Origin of the sequence: Bradyrhizobium sp. 142, from assembly GCF_023074015.1 — a bacterium.
Classification (GTDB): Bacteria; Pseudomonadota; Alphaproteobacteria; order Rhizobiales; family Xanthobacteraceae; genus Bradyrhizobium.
The window spans coordinates 1-15,421 of sequence record NZ_JADPKQ010000472.1 but is presented as its reverse complement, the minus strand read 5'-3'; the positions used below and the strand labels follow the sequence as shown (position 1 = coordinate 15,421).

Below are 15,421 nucleotides of genomic sequence, written 5' to 3'. Positions count from 1 at the left end.
TGTCCCGCCTGCGCGGCCGAAGCCGCTTCGGAGAGGCGAAGGCCCGGGCATCCAGGTTCTTCGCGCCGTGGAGCCAAGACGTGGATGGCCGGGACAAGCCCGGCCATGACGATGTGGAAGCGTCAGCGGACCAAGCGCTGACCTGTCACTGCATTCGCATGATCTGGTCCATCGGCGGCATGTTCGCATTCAGGTGCGACATGATCCAGACTGAGCCGCCAACCACGAGGAACACGATCAGCAGCCCGAAGGCCAGCGCCAGCACGTTGTTGGTGTTATCCGGGCCTGTCGTGATGTGCAGGAAGAACACCAGATGCACGCCCATCTGCGCGATCGCCAGCACGATCAGCGCCACGGGAATGGAAGGCTGCCAGACCAGATCCGTGCCGGCGATGAAAAACGACGTCGCCGTGAGCAGCAGCGCGAGGGCCAAGCCAACTGTGTAGCCGAGGACGCGCGCGCCGACACTGTGTTGCTCTTCCTCGCCGGGCGCGAGGTCGTGTTCAGTCCGCGCGTGCGTCTGATCGCTCATACGCCACTCCCAAGCAGGTAGACGACGGAAAACACGGCGACCCAGATGATGTCAAGCGCGTGCCAGAACAGCGCAAAGCACGTCATCCGGCGCAGGATGTCGGCGCGAAAGCCTTTCGCGAACACCTGGGCCATCATGGTCAGGAGCCAGAGCACGCCGGCGGAGACGTGCAGGCCGTGGCATCCGACCAGCGAGAAGAACGCGGTCAGGAACGCGCTGCGCGACGGGCCGTAGCCGCGCGCAACGAGGCCGGCGAATTCGCGGAACTCGATCGCCAGGAATATCAGCCCCAGCACGCAGGTCACGGCCATGCCGAGGTAGAACCAGAACCGGTTGCGCACGTCGGCCGCAATGCTGGCCATGCCGCAGGTGAAGCTCGACAGCAGCAGACAGACCGTCTCGATCGCAACGTTCCTCTGTTCGAAAATCTCCGATCCTTTCGGGCCGCCGGCGGTCTGGCCGGACAACACGGCATAGGCCGCGAAGAAGCAGGAGAACATCACGATGTCGGAGAGCAGGAAGATCCAGAAGCCGTAGGCGGTCACGATGCGCTTCGGCGCTGGTCCCGGGTGCTCGATGACGAGGCCGATGTGATGGGGATCGGCGTGGGCGTGGCCGACGGCTGCGGTCATCGACATCAGGTTGCTCCCGCCATGCTGACGAGGTTGCGCCGCTCCTCGAGATTGATGCGGTCGATCCGCGCGACCTCCGCGGCCGGGATGACGTATTCATCGTGGTCGCGCCAGGCGAAAACGACAAAGGTCGCGAACGCGCCGATGCCGCCCAGGATCACCATCCACCAGATGTGCCAGATCAGCGCAAAGCCCATGATGCTGGCGAAGAACGCGCAGACGAAGCCGGTCGGCGAATTCCGTGGCATCTCGATGTCATGATATTCGCGCTCTTCATGCTCGAGCGATTGCTGCCGGGCATGGATCTTTATGTCCCAATAGGCGTCTTCGCCGCGCACATCGGGATCGAACGCGAAATTGAACACCGGCGGCGGCGACGCGGTTGCCCATTCCAGCGAACGTCCATCCCAGGGATCGCCGGTGCGGTCGCGCAACGCCTCGCGGTTGCGGATGCTGACGACGAGCTGCAAGATCTGGCAGATGACGCCGATGGTCAGTATCGCCATGCCAACAGCCGCAACCAGCATCCAGGGTCGCCACGCGGCAACATCGTAGTGCTGCATGCGCCGCGTCATACCGAGCATGCCGGCGATGTAGAGCGGGATGAAGGTGACGTAGAAACCTGTGAAGGTGAACCAGAATGCGAGCTTGCCCCAGCGTTCGTCGAGGCGGAAGCCGAAGGCCTTCGGGAACCAGTATTCGAAGCCGGCGAAGGCGCCGAACAACACGCCGCCGATGATGACGTTGTGGAAGTGCGCGACCAGGAACATGCTGTTGTGGAGCATGAAGTCGGCCGGCGGCACCGCGACCAGCACGCCGGTCAGCCCGCCGATGATGAAGGTGACCATGAAGCCGACCGACCATAGCATGGGCGTCTGAAAACGGATGCGGCCGCCATACATCGTGAACAGCCAGTTGTAGATCTTCACGCCGGTCGGTATCGCGATGATCATGCTGGCGATACCGAAGATGGCGTTGACATCGGGACCCGCGCCCATCGTAAAAAAGTGATGCAGCCAGACCATGAACGAGATGACGCAGATCGCCATGGTGGCCAGCACCATCGAGCGATAGCCGAACAGCGCCTTGCCGGAGAAGGTCGAGACCACCTCGGAAAAGATGCCGAAGGCCGGCAGCACCAGAATGTAGACCTCGGGGTGCCCCCAGGCCCAGATCAGGTTCATGAACATCATGACGTTGCCGCCGGCTTCGTTGGTGAAGAAGTGGAAGCCGAGGTAGCGGTCGAGCAGCAGCATGGCGAGCGTCGCTGTGAGGATCGGGAACGCCGCGACGATCAGCAGGTTCGAGGCCAGCGTGGTCCAGCAGAACATCGGCATACGCAGATAGTTCATGCCCCTGGTGCGCAGCTTCAGCACGGTGGTGACGAGGTTGATGCCGGCCACCAGCGTGCCGACACCGGAAATCTGGAGCGACCATGCGTAGTAGTCGACGCCGACGCCGGGCGAGTAGGACAATTCCGACAGCGGCGGAAAGGCGAGCCAGCCGGTGCGCGCGAATTCGCCGATCACCAGCGAGAGATTGACTAGCAGCGCGCCGGTCGCTGTCAGCCAAAAACCTACGGAGTTAAGCGTCGGAAAAGCGACGTCGCGTACGCCGAGCTGAAGCGGCACGATCAGGTTCATCAATCCGATCACGAACGGCATCGCCACGAAGAAGATCATGATGGTGCCGTGGGCCGAGAAGATCTGATTGTAGTGCTCCGGCGGAAGATAGCCCTGCGATTGGTAGGCGATCGCCTGCTGGATACGCATCATGATGGCGTCGCTGCCGCCGCGCAGCAGCATCACCGAAGCCAGCAGGATATACATGACGCCGATGCGCTTGTGGTCGACGCTGGTGATCCATTCGTGCCAGAGATAGGGCAGATGCCCTTTCACCATGACCCAGACCAGCACAGCCAGGATCCCAACCAGCACCACGGCGCCCGCAATGAGCGGGATCGGCTGGTCGAACGGGATCGCCGACCAATCGAGCTTACCGAGCATCGTGGCCTCCACTCCGCGACCGGCCGGCCTCGGACAACAGCTCCGGGCCCGGCCCTGGCGGAATGTGCTGGGTCGCGATCAGGTCGAACAGCCGGGGATCATCCAGGCGATAGGTCGGCCTGCCCTTCTCGACGCCCTGCTGCATCAGCTTCTTGTAACTGTCCTCGTTCAGCACGGCATCGGTCTTCGCCGTGGTCGCCACCCAATCCGGAAATGCAAGCGGCGAGATCACATTGACGTCGAACATCATGTCAGGAAAGCCGTCGCCGGAGAAATGCGCCGACAGCCCCTGGAGCTTGCCTTCATTGTCAGCACGCAGGTTCAGCTTCGTCACCATGCCGTTCATGGTGTAGATCATGCTGCCGAGCTGCGGGATGAAGAACGTGTTCATCACGCTCGACGAGGTCAGCTGGAAATTCAGCTCGGCGCCGGCCGGCACCGTCAGCGTATTCACGGTGGCGATACGCTGATCCGGATAGATGAAGAGCCATTTCCAGTCGAGCGAAACGGCCTGGATGCGGACCGGGCTGCCGGTGCCCGGCACCGGCGCTGCGGGATCGAGCTGATGCGAGCCGATCCAGGCGACGCCGCCGAGCAGGATCACGGTGAGCGCCGGGATCGCCCACACCACCATCTCCACGCGCCCGGAATAGACGAAGTCCGGCTGAAAGCGCGCGCGCGGATTGGACGCGCGAAACCAGAACGCGAACGCCAGGATCGCGATGATGGTCGGCACCACGATCGCCAGCATGATGAAAACGGAATCGACCAGGATCGTGCTATTCGCAGCAGCAACGGGCCCTTGCGGATCGAGCAGATTCATCGGCAAGCCACTGGCGGTCGGGAAGCCCCCGGGAGAAGCGTAACGCAAAAAACGCCCTGGCAGCAAACGCAGTCGTACGAAGTCGGTTCCTGCGCAGCAGCAGGCCTTTGCGCGTGCACGCACTTTCCTTGAGGCAACGGAGCCATGCATGTTCGGCGGGACGGCGTGCACCGAACGCCACCACTCAGCGACCGATCGCTCTTCTGCTTCGCTTGGCGCGTGCTATCGTGATGAAAAAGCAGGGAGAAAGCGCCATGCGTCTAGCCGAGAAGATTGCCATCGTGGTCGGCGCCGGCCAGAGCCCCGGTGAAGGCATGGGCAACGGCCGCGCCACCGCGCTGACATTCGCGCGCGAGGGCGCCAAGGTGCTTTGCGTCGATCATCATCTGGAGTCCGCACAGGAAACTGTCGCGATGATCACCGCGAGCCAAGGAACCGCGGCGGCCTTCAAGGCCGACGTGACCAACTCCGCTGACATCAGGGCGATGGTGGCCGAAGCGAAGGCGCGCTGGGGCCGCATCGACGTGCTGCACAACAATGTCGGCGTGAGCCTGTCCGGCGGCGACGCCGAGCTGCTGCAGCTGACCGAGGAGGCGTTCGAGCGCGTCGTCGCCATCAATTTGAAGAGCTGCATTTTCGCCGCGAAAGAAGTGATCCCGATCATGCGCGCGCAGAACAGCGGCGCGATCATCAACATCTCCTCGATGGCGGCGATCACGACCTATCCCTATGTCGCCTACAAGGCGACGAAATCGGCGATGATCGCCTTCACCGAGCAGCTCGCCTACCAGAATGCGGAATACGGCATCCGCGCCAACGTCATCTTGCCGGGCCTGATGAACACGCCGATGGCCGTCGACACCCGCGCCCGCGAATGGCACAAGACCCGCGCCGAAGTCGAAGCCGAACGCGACAGCAAGGTACCGCTGCGCAAGAAGATGGGCACCGCATGGGACGTGGCGAATGCCGCGCTGTTTCTGGCGTCGGATGAAGCAAACTTCATCACCGGCGTAACGCTGCCGGTGGATGGCGGGGCGAGTGTTAGACGGGGGTAGGCGAGCCGGCGCTTTCCCTTCTCCCCTTGTGGGAGAAGGTGGCGCGAAGCGCCGGATGAGGGGTCTCTCTCGGCAAGTTCACTCGCGAGACGACTCGCCGATAGAACCCCTCACCCGGCTTCGCTGTCGCGAAGCCACCCTCTCCCACAAGGGGCGAGGGTGCACCTCTGCCGCGGCGCGATTCTTATTCTAATGCGTCACCCGCTTCTAATGCCTCACCCGCCAGATCGTGCCGTTGCCATCTTCCGAGATCAGCAGCGCTCCATCTTTCTCCACCGCGATTCCGACCGGCCTTCCCCACACCTCCCTGTCGTTCACGACGAACCCCGTGACAAAATCCTCGTACTCGCCGGTCGGCTTGGCGTCCTTCATCCGGATGCGGATCACCTTATACCCGGTGCGCTTCGAGCGGTTCCAGGAGCCGTGCTCGGCAGCGAAGGCGTCGCCCTGATACTCGGACGGAAATTGCGTGCCCTGATAGAAGGCCATGCCGAGCGAAGCCGAGTGCGATTGCACCAGCACGTCCGGCAGGGTCACCTTGTCCTTCAGGTCCGGCCGCGCGCCGGCGTGGCGCGGGTCTTCGTTGGCGCCGATATAGAACCACGGCCAGCCGTAGAACGCGCCCTCCTTCACGCTGGTCACATAGTCGGGCACGAGATCGTCGCCGAGGCCGTCGCGCTCGTTGGTCGAGCACCAGGGCAACCCCGTCTGCGGCTGGATCGCAAGGCCGACACAGTTGCGGATGCCGGTGGCGTAGAGTTTGCGGTCCTTGCCGTCGGGGGCGAAGGCGAGCACGGCGGCGCGCTCGGCCTCGTAGCCCCACGATGCGCCGAGCGGCTGCGCCTTCGACCACGCCTCAAGCCCGCCCGGCGGATTGCCCATGCCATCGCCGGCATTGCCGGCCGAGCCCACCGACACCAGCATGCGCCTGTTGTCGGGCGTGAACACGATGTCGCGGGTGGAGTGGCCCGATCCAGACGGCAGGCTCGCAACCACCGTCTCCGCCTTGACCGACGCCTTGAGGTCGCCGACGCGATAGGGAAAGCGGATGACGCTGCCGGTATTGGCGACGTAAAGCCATTGCGGATTGTCGCCGTTCGGAAAGAACGCCATGCCGAAGGGACGATTCAGTCCGGTGGCATAGATGTCGTTGGTTGCGACCTTCGCGCCGCCTTCCTCGAGCCGCAGCACGCGAATGCGCCCTGCTCCGGTCTCGGCAACGAAAATGTCGCCATTCGGCGCGACGCGGAGCACGCGCGGGCTGGACAGACCGTCAGCCAGCAGCTCGATCTTGAAGCCCTGCGGCACCTGCGGCATGGCGCTGCCGCGCGCCACAATGCGCGTCGCATTGGCGACCGACGGCGAGGCGCCGGGCTTGGGCAGGTCCTGCGGGCGGATCAGCCTGACGACACCGGGCTTGTCGGCTTGCCAACTGCCGAACGCATCCTTGCCTTGCAGCACAGGCTCGGCCTGCGCGCCGGCGCAGACCGATAGCATCCATGCAGCCAGCGTCATATGCGACACATGCATCTTCACGGCGTCTTCCTCCCGGTCTTGGTCTGCCAAATCCCACGTCAGCTCATGCCCGCACGATGTGCAACAGAGTGCGGGCATCGTACTGGAAAATAACGTGGATCGGTGCGACACATTGTAAGGGCACGTCCGTCGGCTGCGGTCATCAAAGCTGCGGCAGATGCCGCGATTGATGGGGTGATCATGTGGGGATCGATCGTATCGGAATGGGCCAGCCTGCTGCTGCGCTGGCTGCATGTCGTGGCGGCGATCGGCTGGATCGGCAGTTCGTTCTACTTCATCCATCTCGACCTCAGCCTGAAGCCGAACGCCGACCTGCCGGATGGCGTGCAGGGCGAAGCATGGCAGGTCCATGGCGGCGGCTTCTACCGGATCATGAAATATCTGGTCGCGCCAAGCCAGATGCCGGAGGAACTCACCTGGTTCAAATGGGAAGCCTACACCACCTGGCTGTCCGGCTTCGCGCTGATGGTGGTGATCTACTATCTCGAAGCTGACCTGTTCCTGGTCGACAAGTCGATCCTCGATCTAACGCCGGTCCAGGCCGGGCTATTCAGCCTCTCGAGCCTCGCACTGGCGTGGCTGCTCTACGAGGTCGCCTGCCGCACCGGGCTGGCCCGGCGCGAGCTCGGCTTTGCCATCGGCGGCTACCTGTTTCTGGTCGCGCTGACCTTCGCCTTCACGCACGTCCTCAGCGGGCGCGGCGCCTTCAACCAGATCGCCGCGATCATCGGAACCATCATGGTCGCCAATGTCTTCGCGGTGATCATCCCGAACCAGAAGAAGATCGTGGCCGCCCTGATCGCCGGACAGGCACCCGATCCGAAACTCGGCAAGACCAGCAAGGAGCGCTCGGTCCACAACAACTATCTGACATTGCCGGTCGTCGTGCTGATGATCAGCAACCACTATCCCCTGCTCTACGCCACCCGCTTCAACTGGATCATCGTCGCGATCATCTTGGCACTCGGCCCCGTGATCCGCCATTTCTTCAACGAGCGGCACGCAGGACGCAAGTCGCCATGGTGGGTGTGGGGCGTGGCCGCGGCCGGCGCGATCGCGATCCTCTTCCTCTCCGCAGCCGGCCCGCGCGAGGTGACGACGAGCGCGCTATCGGCACAGCCGACCATCGCCGCTGTCGAGGAGATCGTGACGTCCCGCTGCAGCATGTGCCACGCGGCCGAGCCGGTCTGGGCCGGCATCGTCACCGCGCCGAAGGGCATTCTGCTCGACGGTCCCGAGAGCATCCACCGCAACATCCGCCTGATCGGCCGCGTGGCGGCATGGTCCAATGCGATGCCGCCGGGCAATATCACGGAGATGACCAGCGAGGAGCGCGCCACCCTCGCCGCCTATATCAGCGAGCAGGCCCGCTGACGCCACCGACCGCAGCGTGTCGATAGAGCATTTTGCGGAATGAAATTCCGCATCCGCCGGCGAATTCAAAATGACTTGAGCGACCATCCATCGTACACAGGACGTGCTACGGTCGTTGGTGCGATCGTCAGCTCAGTTTGAAGCATGCCGGGGAAATCACAGTGGCCCTCAAGAACGTCATCGGTATCGACCACGCCGTGGTCATGGTGAAGGACCTCGACAAGGCCGCCGAGAATTACAGGCAACTCGGCTTCACCCTATCGCCGCGCGGTACCCATAGCGCGCATATGGGCACCGGCAACTACACCATCATGTTCGGCCCGGACTATATGGAGCTGCTCGGCGTGCTGGCGGCGACCGAGCCCAATGCGCCCGCGCGCGCCTTCCTCGACAAGCACGGCGAGGGCATCGAGCGCATCGCGTTCACCGCGGTCGATTCCGCCGCCGGCGCGGAGGAGATCCGCGCGCGGGGCCTGGTGCCGATCGGCCCCACCGATTTCGAACGGCCGGTGACGCTGCCGAACGGCACGGTATCGGCTGCAAAATTCCGTACCTTCATGTGGCCGACCGCGGAGGCGCCGGGCGGCGTGCGCATCTTCGCCTGCCAGCATAAGACCCGCGACACCGTGTGGATTCCCGAGCTGATGAAGCACGCCAATGCCGCCAGGCGGATCAAGCAGACGCTGATCGCAACGCCCGAGCCGGCGAAGGAGGCTGCGCATCTGGCCCGCCTGATCGACCGCGAGCCCAGGGCCGAGGCTGACGGCGCTGTCAGTGTGCCCTCCGGCGGCGATCGTGCCGACTTCGTCTATCTGACGCTGGACCAGCTTGCAAAGCGCTATCCCGGCGTGCCGCTTGCGGGCCTGTCCGAGCGCGGCGGCGCGGCGCTGGTGCTCGTCAGCGGCGATCTCGCGGCGACCGAGAAGGCGCTCGGCCCGGCCGGCGTGCGTAGTGGGACCGCGATCTGCGTGGCGCCGGCCAAGGCCAACGGCACCCTGCTCGCCTTCATTGCCGGCTGATTTAAACCAATTCTTGAACGTGTATTTACCCGGCGGCCCTGCCGCTTCGACGAGGATTCCGTCGGCGCATCGAGGAAGACGACCGGTGTGCCGGCACATTCGCAACGGTGATCGTCTCCCCGACCTTGTCGAAAGCTTTGCCGGGATTGAGGGCCTTGAGGAGCTCTCCGCTCATGTGGAATTTCTCGGCGAGGCCATCGAGGGGGCTGGTGCAGCTCAGCGCCTTCAGCGGTTTCATCTGCTCGAGCCTCGGCGGCAGTTCTTTCAGGAATGGTCCCTTCACATCCGCGTCGGTGATCTTGTAGTCGACGACGACAGGACCTTCGCTCGCCGCGCTTAGCCTGTCCCACAGCTCTGGCGCGATTTCCTTGTCGGCGGCGATGCCGTTCTGCTCGGCAAATGCATTCAGCGCTTTCTGCGCATTCTCTCCGAACTTGCCGTCGATCTCGCCGGGCGAGAATTTTGCGCGATCGAGCAGGATCTGAAGCTTCACCACCGATGCGCCGACCTTGTCGGTGGCGGGCTGCTTGGCGGGACGCGCGGCGTCGTTCACCGCTGCCGCGTCGAGATTGCCCGCGGCCGCCGGGACGGTCAGCGACAGCAGGACCACCACTGCGAATATCCCGCGCATCATCTTCACGTGTTCCCGTTCGCGCGTCATCCGCAGACACCCGGAGAGTTTCTTCTCTGGAACACCGTAGTAGCACCGACGGAACCTTTGAGATCGCAGCTTTGCCGCAATCGCAGGGTTAAGAACTCCTTATCGTCATCGTCGGCGCATCGCCGGCTGTTCACCCACAGTTCGAGGTTGTCCACGCAATGCGATTTGTCGTCGCGGCTTGCGCCGCGTTTTTGGTTTTGATGTGCGACCTCGATCCGTCGGCGTCGCGACAAGCATCAACTTTCAACAACGACGTTATTCAAAACAATCCAGCCTCCCCACTTGTTCCGGTCGTCGAGCTCTTCCTCGCAAGCGTGCGGGCGATCGAGCTGGCCAATGCGCGCGCGTCCTACGAGGAGACGGCCGAGCCGCCGCGCGCGATCGAATCCGCCGCACCTGCCCCGGCTTCACCGACTGACCAATTCTGCAACGCGCTCCGGGAAGCCGCCGAGGCCAGCGGCATTCCGGTGCCGTTCTTCGCCCGCCTGATCTGGCAGGAGAGCCGATTTCGCTCCAACGAGGTCAGCGGCGCCGGCGCACAGGGCGTCGCGCAGTTCATGCCGGAGACGGCCGCAGAGGTCGGGCTCGATGATCCCTTCGATCCGATGAAGGCCTTGCCGGCATCGGCAAAGTTCTTGCGCAAGCTCCGCGACGATTTCGGTAACCTCGGCCTCGCCGCAGCCGCCTATAACGCCGGCCCGGGCCGGATCCAGAAATGGCTTGCCAGGGAAAGCGGGCTGCCGCATGAGACGCGCAATTATGTTCGGATCATCACCGGCACCAGGGCGGAGGACTGGATCGAGCGCTCGGAGGCGCTTGCGATCCGGATCGACCTGCCGCGCGAGGCCCCCTGCGAAGGCGTCGGCAGCCTCTCCAAGACCAAGGATGTCGCCTGGGTTCAGGTTAACCTGGCGCCTGGCGTCGCCACCATCATCCACAAGGCCGAGCAGCTGGCGGCGCGATCGGCGGCGAACCGTGCGCGTAAGCGGTTCGCATCATTGCTCCGGAAGAGCTCGGATCATGGCAAGGCGCGCAGCATGATCGCGGCGCGCTCGGCCGGAAAGAGCGCGAAGGCACGCGCGATCCGTTTCGCATCGCGCGAGCGACCCTCGAGTTGATAGGCAGATCGGGAAGTCGTCGGCGCTGTGGCTCCGATCACTTTCGTTACGACGACGCCAGGAACCTGAGATGCCATCGAAGAGCGCTGGAGTCCTCGCCTATCGAATGCGACCGGATATCGAGGTCCTGCTTGTGCATCCCGGCGGGCCGTTCTGGCGCAACAAGGATCTCGGCGCATGGTCGATCCCGAAGGGCGAGTATACCGAGGGGCAGGACCCTGAGGCCACTGCGCGACGTGAGTTTGCCGAGGAGCTTGGGCTGGAGCTGACTGATACGCTGATCGCGCTGGGTGAGGTCAGGCAACGCGGCGGCAAGATCGTGAGCGCCTTCGCCATCGAGCTCGACATCGATACGCGCAGCATTCGCAGCAACACGTTCGAGATGGAATGGCCGCCGCGCAGCGGCAAGCGACAGAGCTTTCCCGAGGTCGATCGCGCCGAGTTCTTCGCCCTCGATGAGGCAGGCAAGAAGATCAACGAAGGCCAACGTCCGCTGCTCGGCCGGCTGGCGCGTCTGGTCGGCGGCCGCTAGAGCGGGAGAGCCGACGGCCAATCAAAACCCGCAAAAACAACCCCATGCACAGTAGCCGACGCCTGTCAGAACAAGGACTTGCAGGGGACAGGGATTTGCGCCGGACAAGGATACGCGCGCCGCAACGCCGTTTGACTCGTCGGGCAAAACACCGGCAGAATGGCATCATCGCGAGAGTTCGTCAGCGCCTGCCCCACCCGGCCGGCGCGCTTCGACGCCCCAAGCGAAAAACCCGACATCTCAACATCGTACAGCGCTATCGCGAGCGGTTTGATCTGCACGCATCGCGTCCGCGCGCCTGCACCAAAGGACACAGCCCATAACGACATCTGCAAACCGCAACCCGACGGCATCGATCGCATCGAACAATCACGCCGCCCTCGCGGCAAGCCCGCGGGTCAAGCTCTCCCGGCGGCGGATCAGGATCGACCATCCCGACCCGCGCGCCGGCGCACGGCTGCTGGCCGACGCGCTCGGCGCCGTCGACCGCGACGCGCTGGATGGCCTCTTGAAGCAATTGGTGAAGGCCAGCGTGATCGGCCAAAATCCCGACGCGGCCAACCTCGCCTTCATGATCTCGATGATGAAGAGCATCGGCCCGCGCGATTCCATCGAGGCCATGCTGGCGGCGCAGATGGTGTGCGTGCACGTGGCGGCGATGCGCTCCGCCTTTCGCCTCGCCTGCACCGACGACATTGCGCAGCAGGAGAGCCTTACCCGCGCCTTGGGCCGCCTGGCCCGCATTTATCCGGCCCAGATCGAGGCGCTCAGCCGCTATCGCGACAACGGCGAGCGCAAGATCACGGTGCAGAACCTGTCGGTGCAGGATGGCGGCGGCGCCATCGTCGGCAACGTCACGCAGCATGCGAGCGTGATCGTGTCGGAGCCGGGCTTCGCCAAAGCAACAATGGATGCAGGGCCGATCCAGGCAGCCAAGGCCGGCGAAGGCTACCACCGACCCATCGACGCAGAACAGGCTGCCACCGCATGATCAGCCGCCACGCCCGCAACACCGCGCCGATGCGCGCGAGCCCGCGCTGTGGGGCCAGGACACGTGACGGCGGCGCGTGTTGCGCGCCAGCGGTGCACGGCAAGACGCGCTGCCGGATGCACGGCGGCGCGGCGAGATGCGGCGCGCCGAGAGGAAATCGGAATGCGCGCAAGCATGGCCGCTTCACCAGAGATGCGGTCGCCGAGCGAAGGGCCGTTCGAGCGCTCCTCGGCGAGACATGGGACCTGCTGCGAGAGCTCTATTCCGGTGAGTGAGGGGCGTAGGCAGAGCTTCGCCCTGCTTACGCTAGTGCCCTTGAACGCATTATAGACCACGTAAAATGCCCTTAAGAGCAGTTCACTAATCGACTTGGGTCGTTCGCGCCAATTTGCCCGCAGTCTTCCCGATGTCCGGTCTAGCCTCGACTGCCGACGAGCCGGACACGGTGGCAACGTTCGCCTTCGGGCCACGGGCCGACCTTGAACCTTCGCCTGAGAGTTGTTCCGGCGCTCAAGCGACGGCAAGCCGCGCTGCCTGTAGTGCGGGGGCCCTGAATCTCGAGATTAAAGAATCACACACGCTGCGCGGGCTCCGATTTGGGATGCCAAGAAATGTAGACGACAGAGCAGCCCAAGCGTTGGAGTCACATCGCCAAGGAGGCCCGCACGTGCTCTTCAGTCTCGGCCCGAAACAGGTGCACGGCTTCGTCAAGTCCCTTCAAGGCGTGATAACCGTGATCTCCGAAGCGAAGGTTTGCGCCTGCGACGAGATCGCGAACAGTGTTGGACACGAGCACCTCCCCTGGCCCGGCCAACGCGCAGATGCGAGCTGCGATGTGCACAGCTATTCCGCTAATGTCGTCCGGCTTTACCTCTATCTCCCCCGTATGGACTCCGCCTCGGACCTGGAGATCCAGCGAGCGTACCCCCTCGGAGATGGCGGCAGCGCACCGGATTGCACGAGCAGGACCGTCGAAAGTTGCCAGGAACCCATCGCCTGTTGTTTTCACTTCCCGTCCCTTGAAGCGTTCAATCGCCAGCCATGCAAGTCGGTCATGCTGATCGAGCAGTGCGTTCCAGCGCCTATCACCGAGTTCCGATGCGCGCTTCGTCGAGTCGACGATGTCGGTGAGCATGACGGTTGCGAGGATGCGATCCGGCTCGACGTGGGTACGTGAGCCAGTGAGGAATTCGTCCATCTCGCTAGCGACACTGTCGGCGTCGCCCGCCGAGATAAAATGGTCCTGTCCAGACAGCTCAACGTATTTCGCCCCCGGAATCGTCTGCGCCAGGTAGCGCCCGGCTTCCACGTTGACCCTGCTGTCGCCGGCCCGATGCGCACGAGCGTCGGCGTGCGAATGGTCGGGAGAACGTGCCGAACGTCGATCTCGCTGTTCATGCGCAGGAGCGCAAGGACAGCCGAAGGACTCGCTCCCAATCGCTCCGAGCGTGCCCACCATTGCCTGAATCGCTCGTCCGACGCCCACGTCGGCGCGAACGCAGTGATGCTCGCCCCTGTTCCCCACGACTGCTCGACCTTGTCGAGAAAGCCTTCGAACTTATCCGGCGGCAGGACCCACGTGAAGAAGTGGGCGTAGGCTCCATAGAGCACCAGGGCCTAGCACCGCTCGGGATAGCTCGCCGCGAACAGCATGCTCATCGCACCGCCCTCCGAGGTACCGAAGACGGCGGCGCGTTCGCTGCCAACGGCATCCATCACCGCGCGCACATCATCCATGCGCCCTTCCAGGGTCGGGATGCTTCCGGTCCTGTCCGAAAGCCCGTTGCCGCGCTTGTCGAACAGGATGAGACGGCTGAAGCTCGCAAGCCGCGATAGGAAATGCGCCAGCGCCGGGTTGTCCCACTGGTGATCGAGATTGGAGATGAAGCCCGGCACAAGGATCACGGCCCTCTCCCGACCACCTGATACGCGATCCGAACCTCTCCGCTTTTGGCATACCGCGTCTCCGGCAACATCGCACAACCCCTCAAGCGAAGTTTCGAACACTTGCGGCCGCGCTTTACAACAGAGCAGGCCTGATGCGATGCGCTGGCGCGACCCGGATCAATCGACCCGAACGGCGAAATGGCCTACTCAAATCTCACTGACACCTTCGGCATGTTCGGCAGTCCTTCATATCGGACGGTGACCGTCTGACCCGGTTTCGGCGGGGTCAATGGCGAGAACGCCCCGACGCTGATCAGGTCACCAGCGTTCAGCTTGCGGCCGCTCTTCGCGAGGTCTTCCGCAAGCCCACGACCACGCTTAGCGGATTCCCGAGCGTCGCCGCACCGACTCCTTCGGCGAGCGTGGCGCCGCTCTCGTCGGTCGCGACGATCTTCATCTCAGCGAGGCGCTTCAGCGTATCCGGCGTGTTCTCCAACGGAACTTCAGGACCCGCGACGCCGAGACGAGCGGCAACGTTGATCGCGATAAGCTGAAGGCCATCGATCTTCTCGTTGGGGCCGAGCGCGATGTCGTTCAGCTCGATGTAGGGCCGCATCCCTGATATATGTCGCAGGGCCTCCTCGGTGGTTTTTGCCTGATTTACACCGTCATCCTTTACGACGAGCAGCATATCGGACTCCCATACGGGGCGCGCTCCGAACGCCGCCGGCACAGTGGCGCCATCGTTCAACACCATCTTTTCGAGCACAAGGCCCGCAACAGGCGCGTTCCAATTGAAGCGCTCCTGAACCGCCTTAGCTGTCAGCCCAGCCTTGTATCCGACGACCTTACCTTGCGAATTGGTCAAGGCCTCGACGAGCTTGTCGCGAGCGCATACGGCATCCCTCATATCGGAAACGGGCAGCGCCTTCGTCGGACGCTTCGCTTGCCAGTCCTTAACGAAGATCTGGATTGCCTCGGCTGTCGGGCATTCCGCCAGTACCGTTTGGCTCACAAGCAACGCGGCAACAAACAACGTGAGAGCGACCACACGCATCGAGGCCTCCCTTTGTCTGTTCTGACGGGAGCCTAGCCTAGGTACGCGGGAGGCGCTAGGTACCAAAATGCGGTATGTCCGTAGCTCGTGATCTGTCGCCTGTTTGTAGCTCGTGAAGTGTCGTGTTTTTGGTGCCCTGGAACAAAGGGGGCACGATGGGCACGGCATCCATTCACGAGGGTGTACGACGGATGCGGT

Annotated in this window: 17 protein-coding genes; 7 read left to right on the top strand and 10 right to left on the bottom strand. The window is 63.6% G+C overall.

Translation table 11 applies throughout. The features are described 5' to 3' along the window. Window positions 1–145: 145 nt before the first annotated feature. The 4 genes from cyoD to IVA82_RS42815 are packed head-to-tail and all read right to left on the bottom strand — an operon-like array spanning window position 146 to window position 3,993. The gene (gene cyoD / locus IVA82_RS42830; protein ID WP_247380620.1) at window positions 146–532 is read right to left on the bottom strand and encodes a cytochrome o ubiquinol oxidase subunit IV; all 387 of its coding nucleotides are present in this window, start codon (window positions 530–532) and stop codon (window positions 146–148) included. Continuing rightward, the gene (locus IVA82_RS42825; RefSeq protein WP_247380618.1) at window positions 529–1,170 is read right to left on the bottom strand and encodes a cytochrome (ubi)quinol oxidase subunit III; all 642 of its coding nucleotides are present in this window, start codon (window positions 1,168–1,170) and stop codon (window positions 529–531) included. The genes cyoD and IVA82_RS42825 overlap by 4 nt, the downstream gene beginning before the upstream one ends. After that, entirely contained in the window at window positions 1,170–3,170 is a 2,001-nt protein-coding gene (gene cyoB / locus IVA82_RS42820; RefSeq protein WP_247380616.1) for a cytochrome o ubiquinol oxidase subunit I, read from the bottom strand. Before cyoB ends, IVA82_RS42825 begins: the two co-directional genes overlap by 1 nt. Beyond that, window positions 3,160–3,993, bottom strand: a complete 834-nt coding sequence (locus IVA82_RS42815) for a cytochrome ubiquinol oxidase subunit II (protein WP_247380613.1) — start codon at window positions 3,991–3,993, stop codon at window positions 3,160–3,162. Before IVA82_RS42815 ends, cyoB begins: the two co-directional genes overlap by 11 nt. Before the next feature lie 254 nt (window positions 3,994–4,247). Between IVA82_RS42815 and IVA82_RS42810 the strand changes: the two genes are divergently transcribed. Further along, window positions 4,248–5,048, top strand: a complete 801-nt coding sequence (locus IVA82_RS42810; RefSeq protein ID WP_247380611.1) for an SDR family NAD(P)-dependent oxidoreductase — start codon at window positions 4,248–4,250, stop codon at window positions 5,046–5,048. A gap of 207 nt (window positions 5,049–5,255) precedes the next feature. Here IVA82_RS42810 and IVA82_RS42805 read toward each other — a convergent pair whose 3' ends face one another. Beyond that, window positions 5,256–6,578: a sorbosone dehydrogenase family protein gene (locus IVA82_RS42805; protein WP_247380680.1), complete on the bottom strand. Its 1,323-nt coding sequence runs from the start codon at window positions 6,576–6,578 to the stop codon at window positions 5,256–5,258. A 186-nt stretch (window positions 6,579–6,764) separates the two neighbouring features. Here IVA82_RS42805 and IVA82_RS42800 point away from each other — a divergent pair, with 186 nt between their 5' ends. Both IVA82_RS42800 and IVA82_RS42795 read left to right on the top strand, forming a co-directional pair. Continuing rightward, window positions 6,765–7,958 carry a urate hydroxylase PuuD gene (locus tag IVA82_RS42800; protein WP_247380678.1) on the top strand — a complete coding sequence of 398 codons (1,194 nt, stop codon included), beginning with the start codon at window positions 6,765–6,767 and terminating at the stop codon, window positions 7,956–7,958. Between the two features lie 161 nt (window positions 7,959–8,119). Next, window positions 8,120–8,977, top strand: a complete 858-nt coding sequence (locus tag IVA82_RS42795) for a VOC family protein (RefSeq protein ID WP_247380609.1) — start codon at window positions 8,120–8,122, stop codon at window positions 8,975–8,977. 25 nt (window positions 8,978–9,002) lie between these two features. Here the strand turns inward: IVA82_RS42795 and IVA82_RS42790 are convergent, their stop codons facing one another. Then, the gene (locus tag IVA82_RS42790) at window positions 9,003–9,638 is read right to left on the bottom strand and encodes a peptidoglycan-binding domain-containing protein (protein WP_247380607.1); all 636 of its coding nucleotides are present in this window, start codon (window positions 9,636–9,638) and stop codon (window positions 9,003–9,005) included. A 158-nt stretch (window positions 9,639–9,796) separates the two neighbouring features. Here IVA82_RS42790 and IVA82_RS42785 point away from each other — a divergent pair, with 158 nt between their 5' ends. Together IVA82_RS42785 and IVA82_RS42780 are read left to right on the top strand one after the other, a co-directional pair. Then, the gene (locus IVA82_RS42785; RefSeq protein ID WP_247380605.1) at window positions 9,797–10,756 is read left to right on the top strand and encodes a lytic transglycosylase domain-containing protein; all 960 of its coding nucleotides are present in this window, start codon (window positions 9,797–9,799) and stop codon (window positions 10,754–10,756) included. 70 nt (window positions 10,757–10,826) lie between these two features. Further along, a complete protein-coding gene (locus tag IVA82_RS42780; protein ID WP_247380603.1) occupies window positions 10,827–11,288 on the top strand; it encodes an NUDIX domain-containing protein in 462 nt (153 codons plus the stop codon). A 65-nt stretch (window positions 11,289–11,353) separates the two neighbouring features. On the opposite strand, the gene IVA82_RS42775 is transcribed toward IVA82_RS42780, so the two are convergent. Next, window positions 11,354–11,569, bottom strand: coding sequence for a hypothetical protein (locus IVA82_RS42775; protein ID WP_247380601.1), 216 nt, complete (start codon window positions 11,567–11,569; stop codon window positions 11,354–11,356). A gap of 38 nt (window positions 11,570–11,607) precedes the next feature. Here IVA82_RS42775 and IVA82_RS42770 point away from each other — a divergent pair, with 38 nt between their 5' ends. Both IVA82_RS42770 and IVA82_RS48850 read left to right on the top strand, forming a co-directional pair. After that, window positions 11,608–12,279 carry a hypothetical protein gene (locus IVA82_RS42770; protein ID WP_247380676.1) on the top strand — a complete coding sequence of 224 codons (672 nt, stop codon included), beginning with the start codon at window positions 11,608–11,610 and terminating at the stop codon, window positions 12,277–12,279. Then, the gene (locus IVA82_RS48850; protein WP_346658661.1) at window positions 12,276–12,554 is read left to right on the top strand and encodes an HGGxSTG domain-containing protein; all 279 of its coding nucleotides are present in this window, start codon (window positions 12,276–12,278) and stop codon (window positions 12,552–12,554) included. Before IVA82_RS42770 ends, IVA82_RS48850 begins: the two co-directional genes overlap by 4 nt. Before the next feature lie 368 nt (window positions 12,555–12,922). Here IVA82_RS48850 and IVA82_RS42765 read toward each other — a convergent pair whose 3' ends face one another. The 3 genes from IVA82_RS42765 to IVA82_RS42755 all read right to left on the bottom strand — a co-directional run bounded on the left by IVA82_RS42765 (window position 12,923) and on the right by IVA82_RS42755 (window position 15,223). Beyond that, window positions 12,923–13,588 carry an adenylate/guanylate cyclase domain-containing protein gene (locus IVA82_RS42765; RefSeq protein ID WP_247380591.1) on the bottom strand — a complete coding sequence of 222 codons (666 nt, stop codon included), beginning with the start codon at window positions 13,586–13,588 and terminating at the stop codon, window positions 12,923–12,925. A gap of 308 nt (window positions 13,589–13,896) precedes the next feature. Then, a complete protein-coding gene (locus tag IVA82_RS42760) occupies window positions 13,897–14,184 on the bottom strand; it encodes an alpha/beta hydrolase (protein WP_247380589.1) in 288 nt (95 codons plus the stop codon). Between the two features lie 310 nt (window positions 14,185–14,494). After that, entirely contained in the window at window positions 14,495–15,223 is a 729-nt protein-coding gene (locus IVA82_RS42755) for a hypothetical protein (RefSeq protein ID WP_247380587.1), read from the bottom strand. Window positions 15,224–15,421 lie beyond the last annotated feature (198 nt).

Bases quoted from the DNA above. Each gene is read 5' to 3' on its own strand.
- cyoD (WP_247380620.1), bottom strand. From the start codon at position 532: ATGAGCGATCAGACGCACGCGCGGACTGAACACGACCTCGCGCCCGGC.
- IVA82_RS42825 (WP_247380618.1), bottom strand. From the start codon at position 1,170: ATGTCGATGACCGCAGCCGTCGGCCACGCCCACGCCGATCCCCATCAC.
- cyoB (WP_247380616.1), bottom strand. From the start codon at position 3,170: ATGCTCGGTAAGCTCGATTGGTCGGCGATCCCGTTCGACCAGCCGATC.
- IVA82_RS42815 (WP_247380613.1), bottom strand. From the start codon at position 3,993: ATGAATCTGCTCGATCCGCAAGGGCCCGTTGCTGCTGCGAATAGCACG.
- IVA82_RS42810 (WP_247380611.1), top strand. From the start codon at position 4,248: ATGCGTCTAGCCGAGAAGATTGCCATCGTGGTCGGCGCCGGCCAGAGC.
- IVA82_RS42805 (WP_247380680.1), bottom strand. From the start codon at position 6,578: ATGCATGTGTCGCATATGACGCTGGCTGCATGGATGCTATCGGTCTGC.
- IVA82_RS42800 (WP_247380678.1), top strand. From the start codon at position 6,765: ATGTGGGGATCGATCGTATCGGAATGGGCCAGCCTGCTGCTGCGCTGG.
- IVA82_RS42790 (WP_247380607.1), bottom strand. From the start codon at position 9,638: ATGACGCGCGAACGGGAACACGTGAAGATGATGCGCGGGATATTCGCA.
- IVA82_RS42785 (WP_247380605.1), top strand. From the start codon at position 9,797: ATGCGATTTGTCGTCGCGGCTTGCGCCGCGTTTTTGGTTTTGATGTGC.
- IVA82_RS42780 (WP_247380603.1), top strand. From the start codon at position 10,827: ATGCCATCGAAGAGCGCTGGAGTCCTCGCCTATCGAATGCGACCGGAT.
- IVA82_RS48850 (WP_346658661.1), top strand. From the start codon at position 12,276: ATGATCAGCCGCCACGCCCGCAACACCGCGCCGATGCGCGCGAGCCCG.
- IVA82_RS42755 (WP_247380587.1), bottom strand. From the start codon at position 15,223: ATGCGTGTGGTCGCTCTCACGTTGTTTGTTGCCGCGTTGCTTGTGAGC.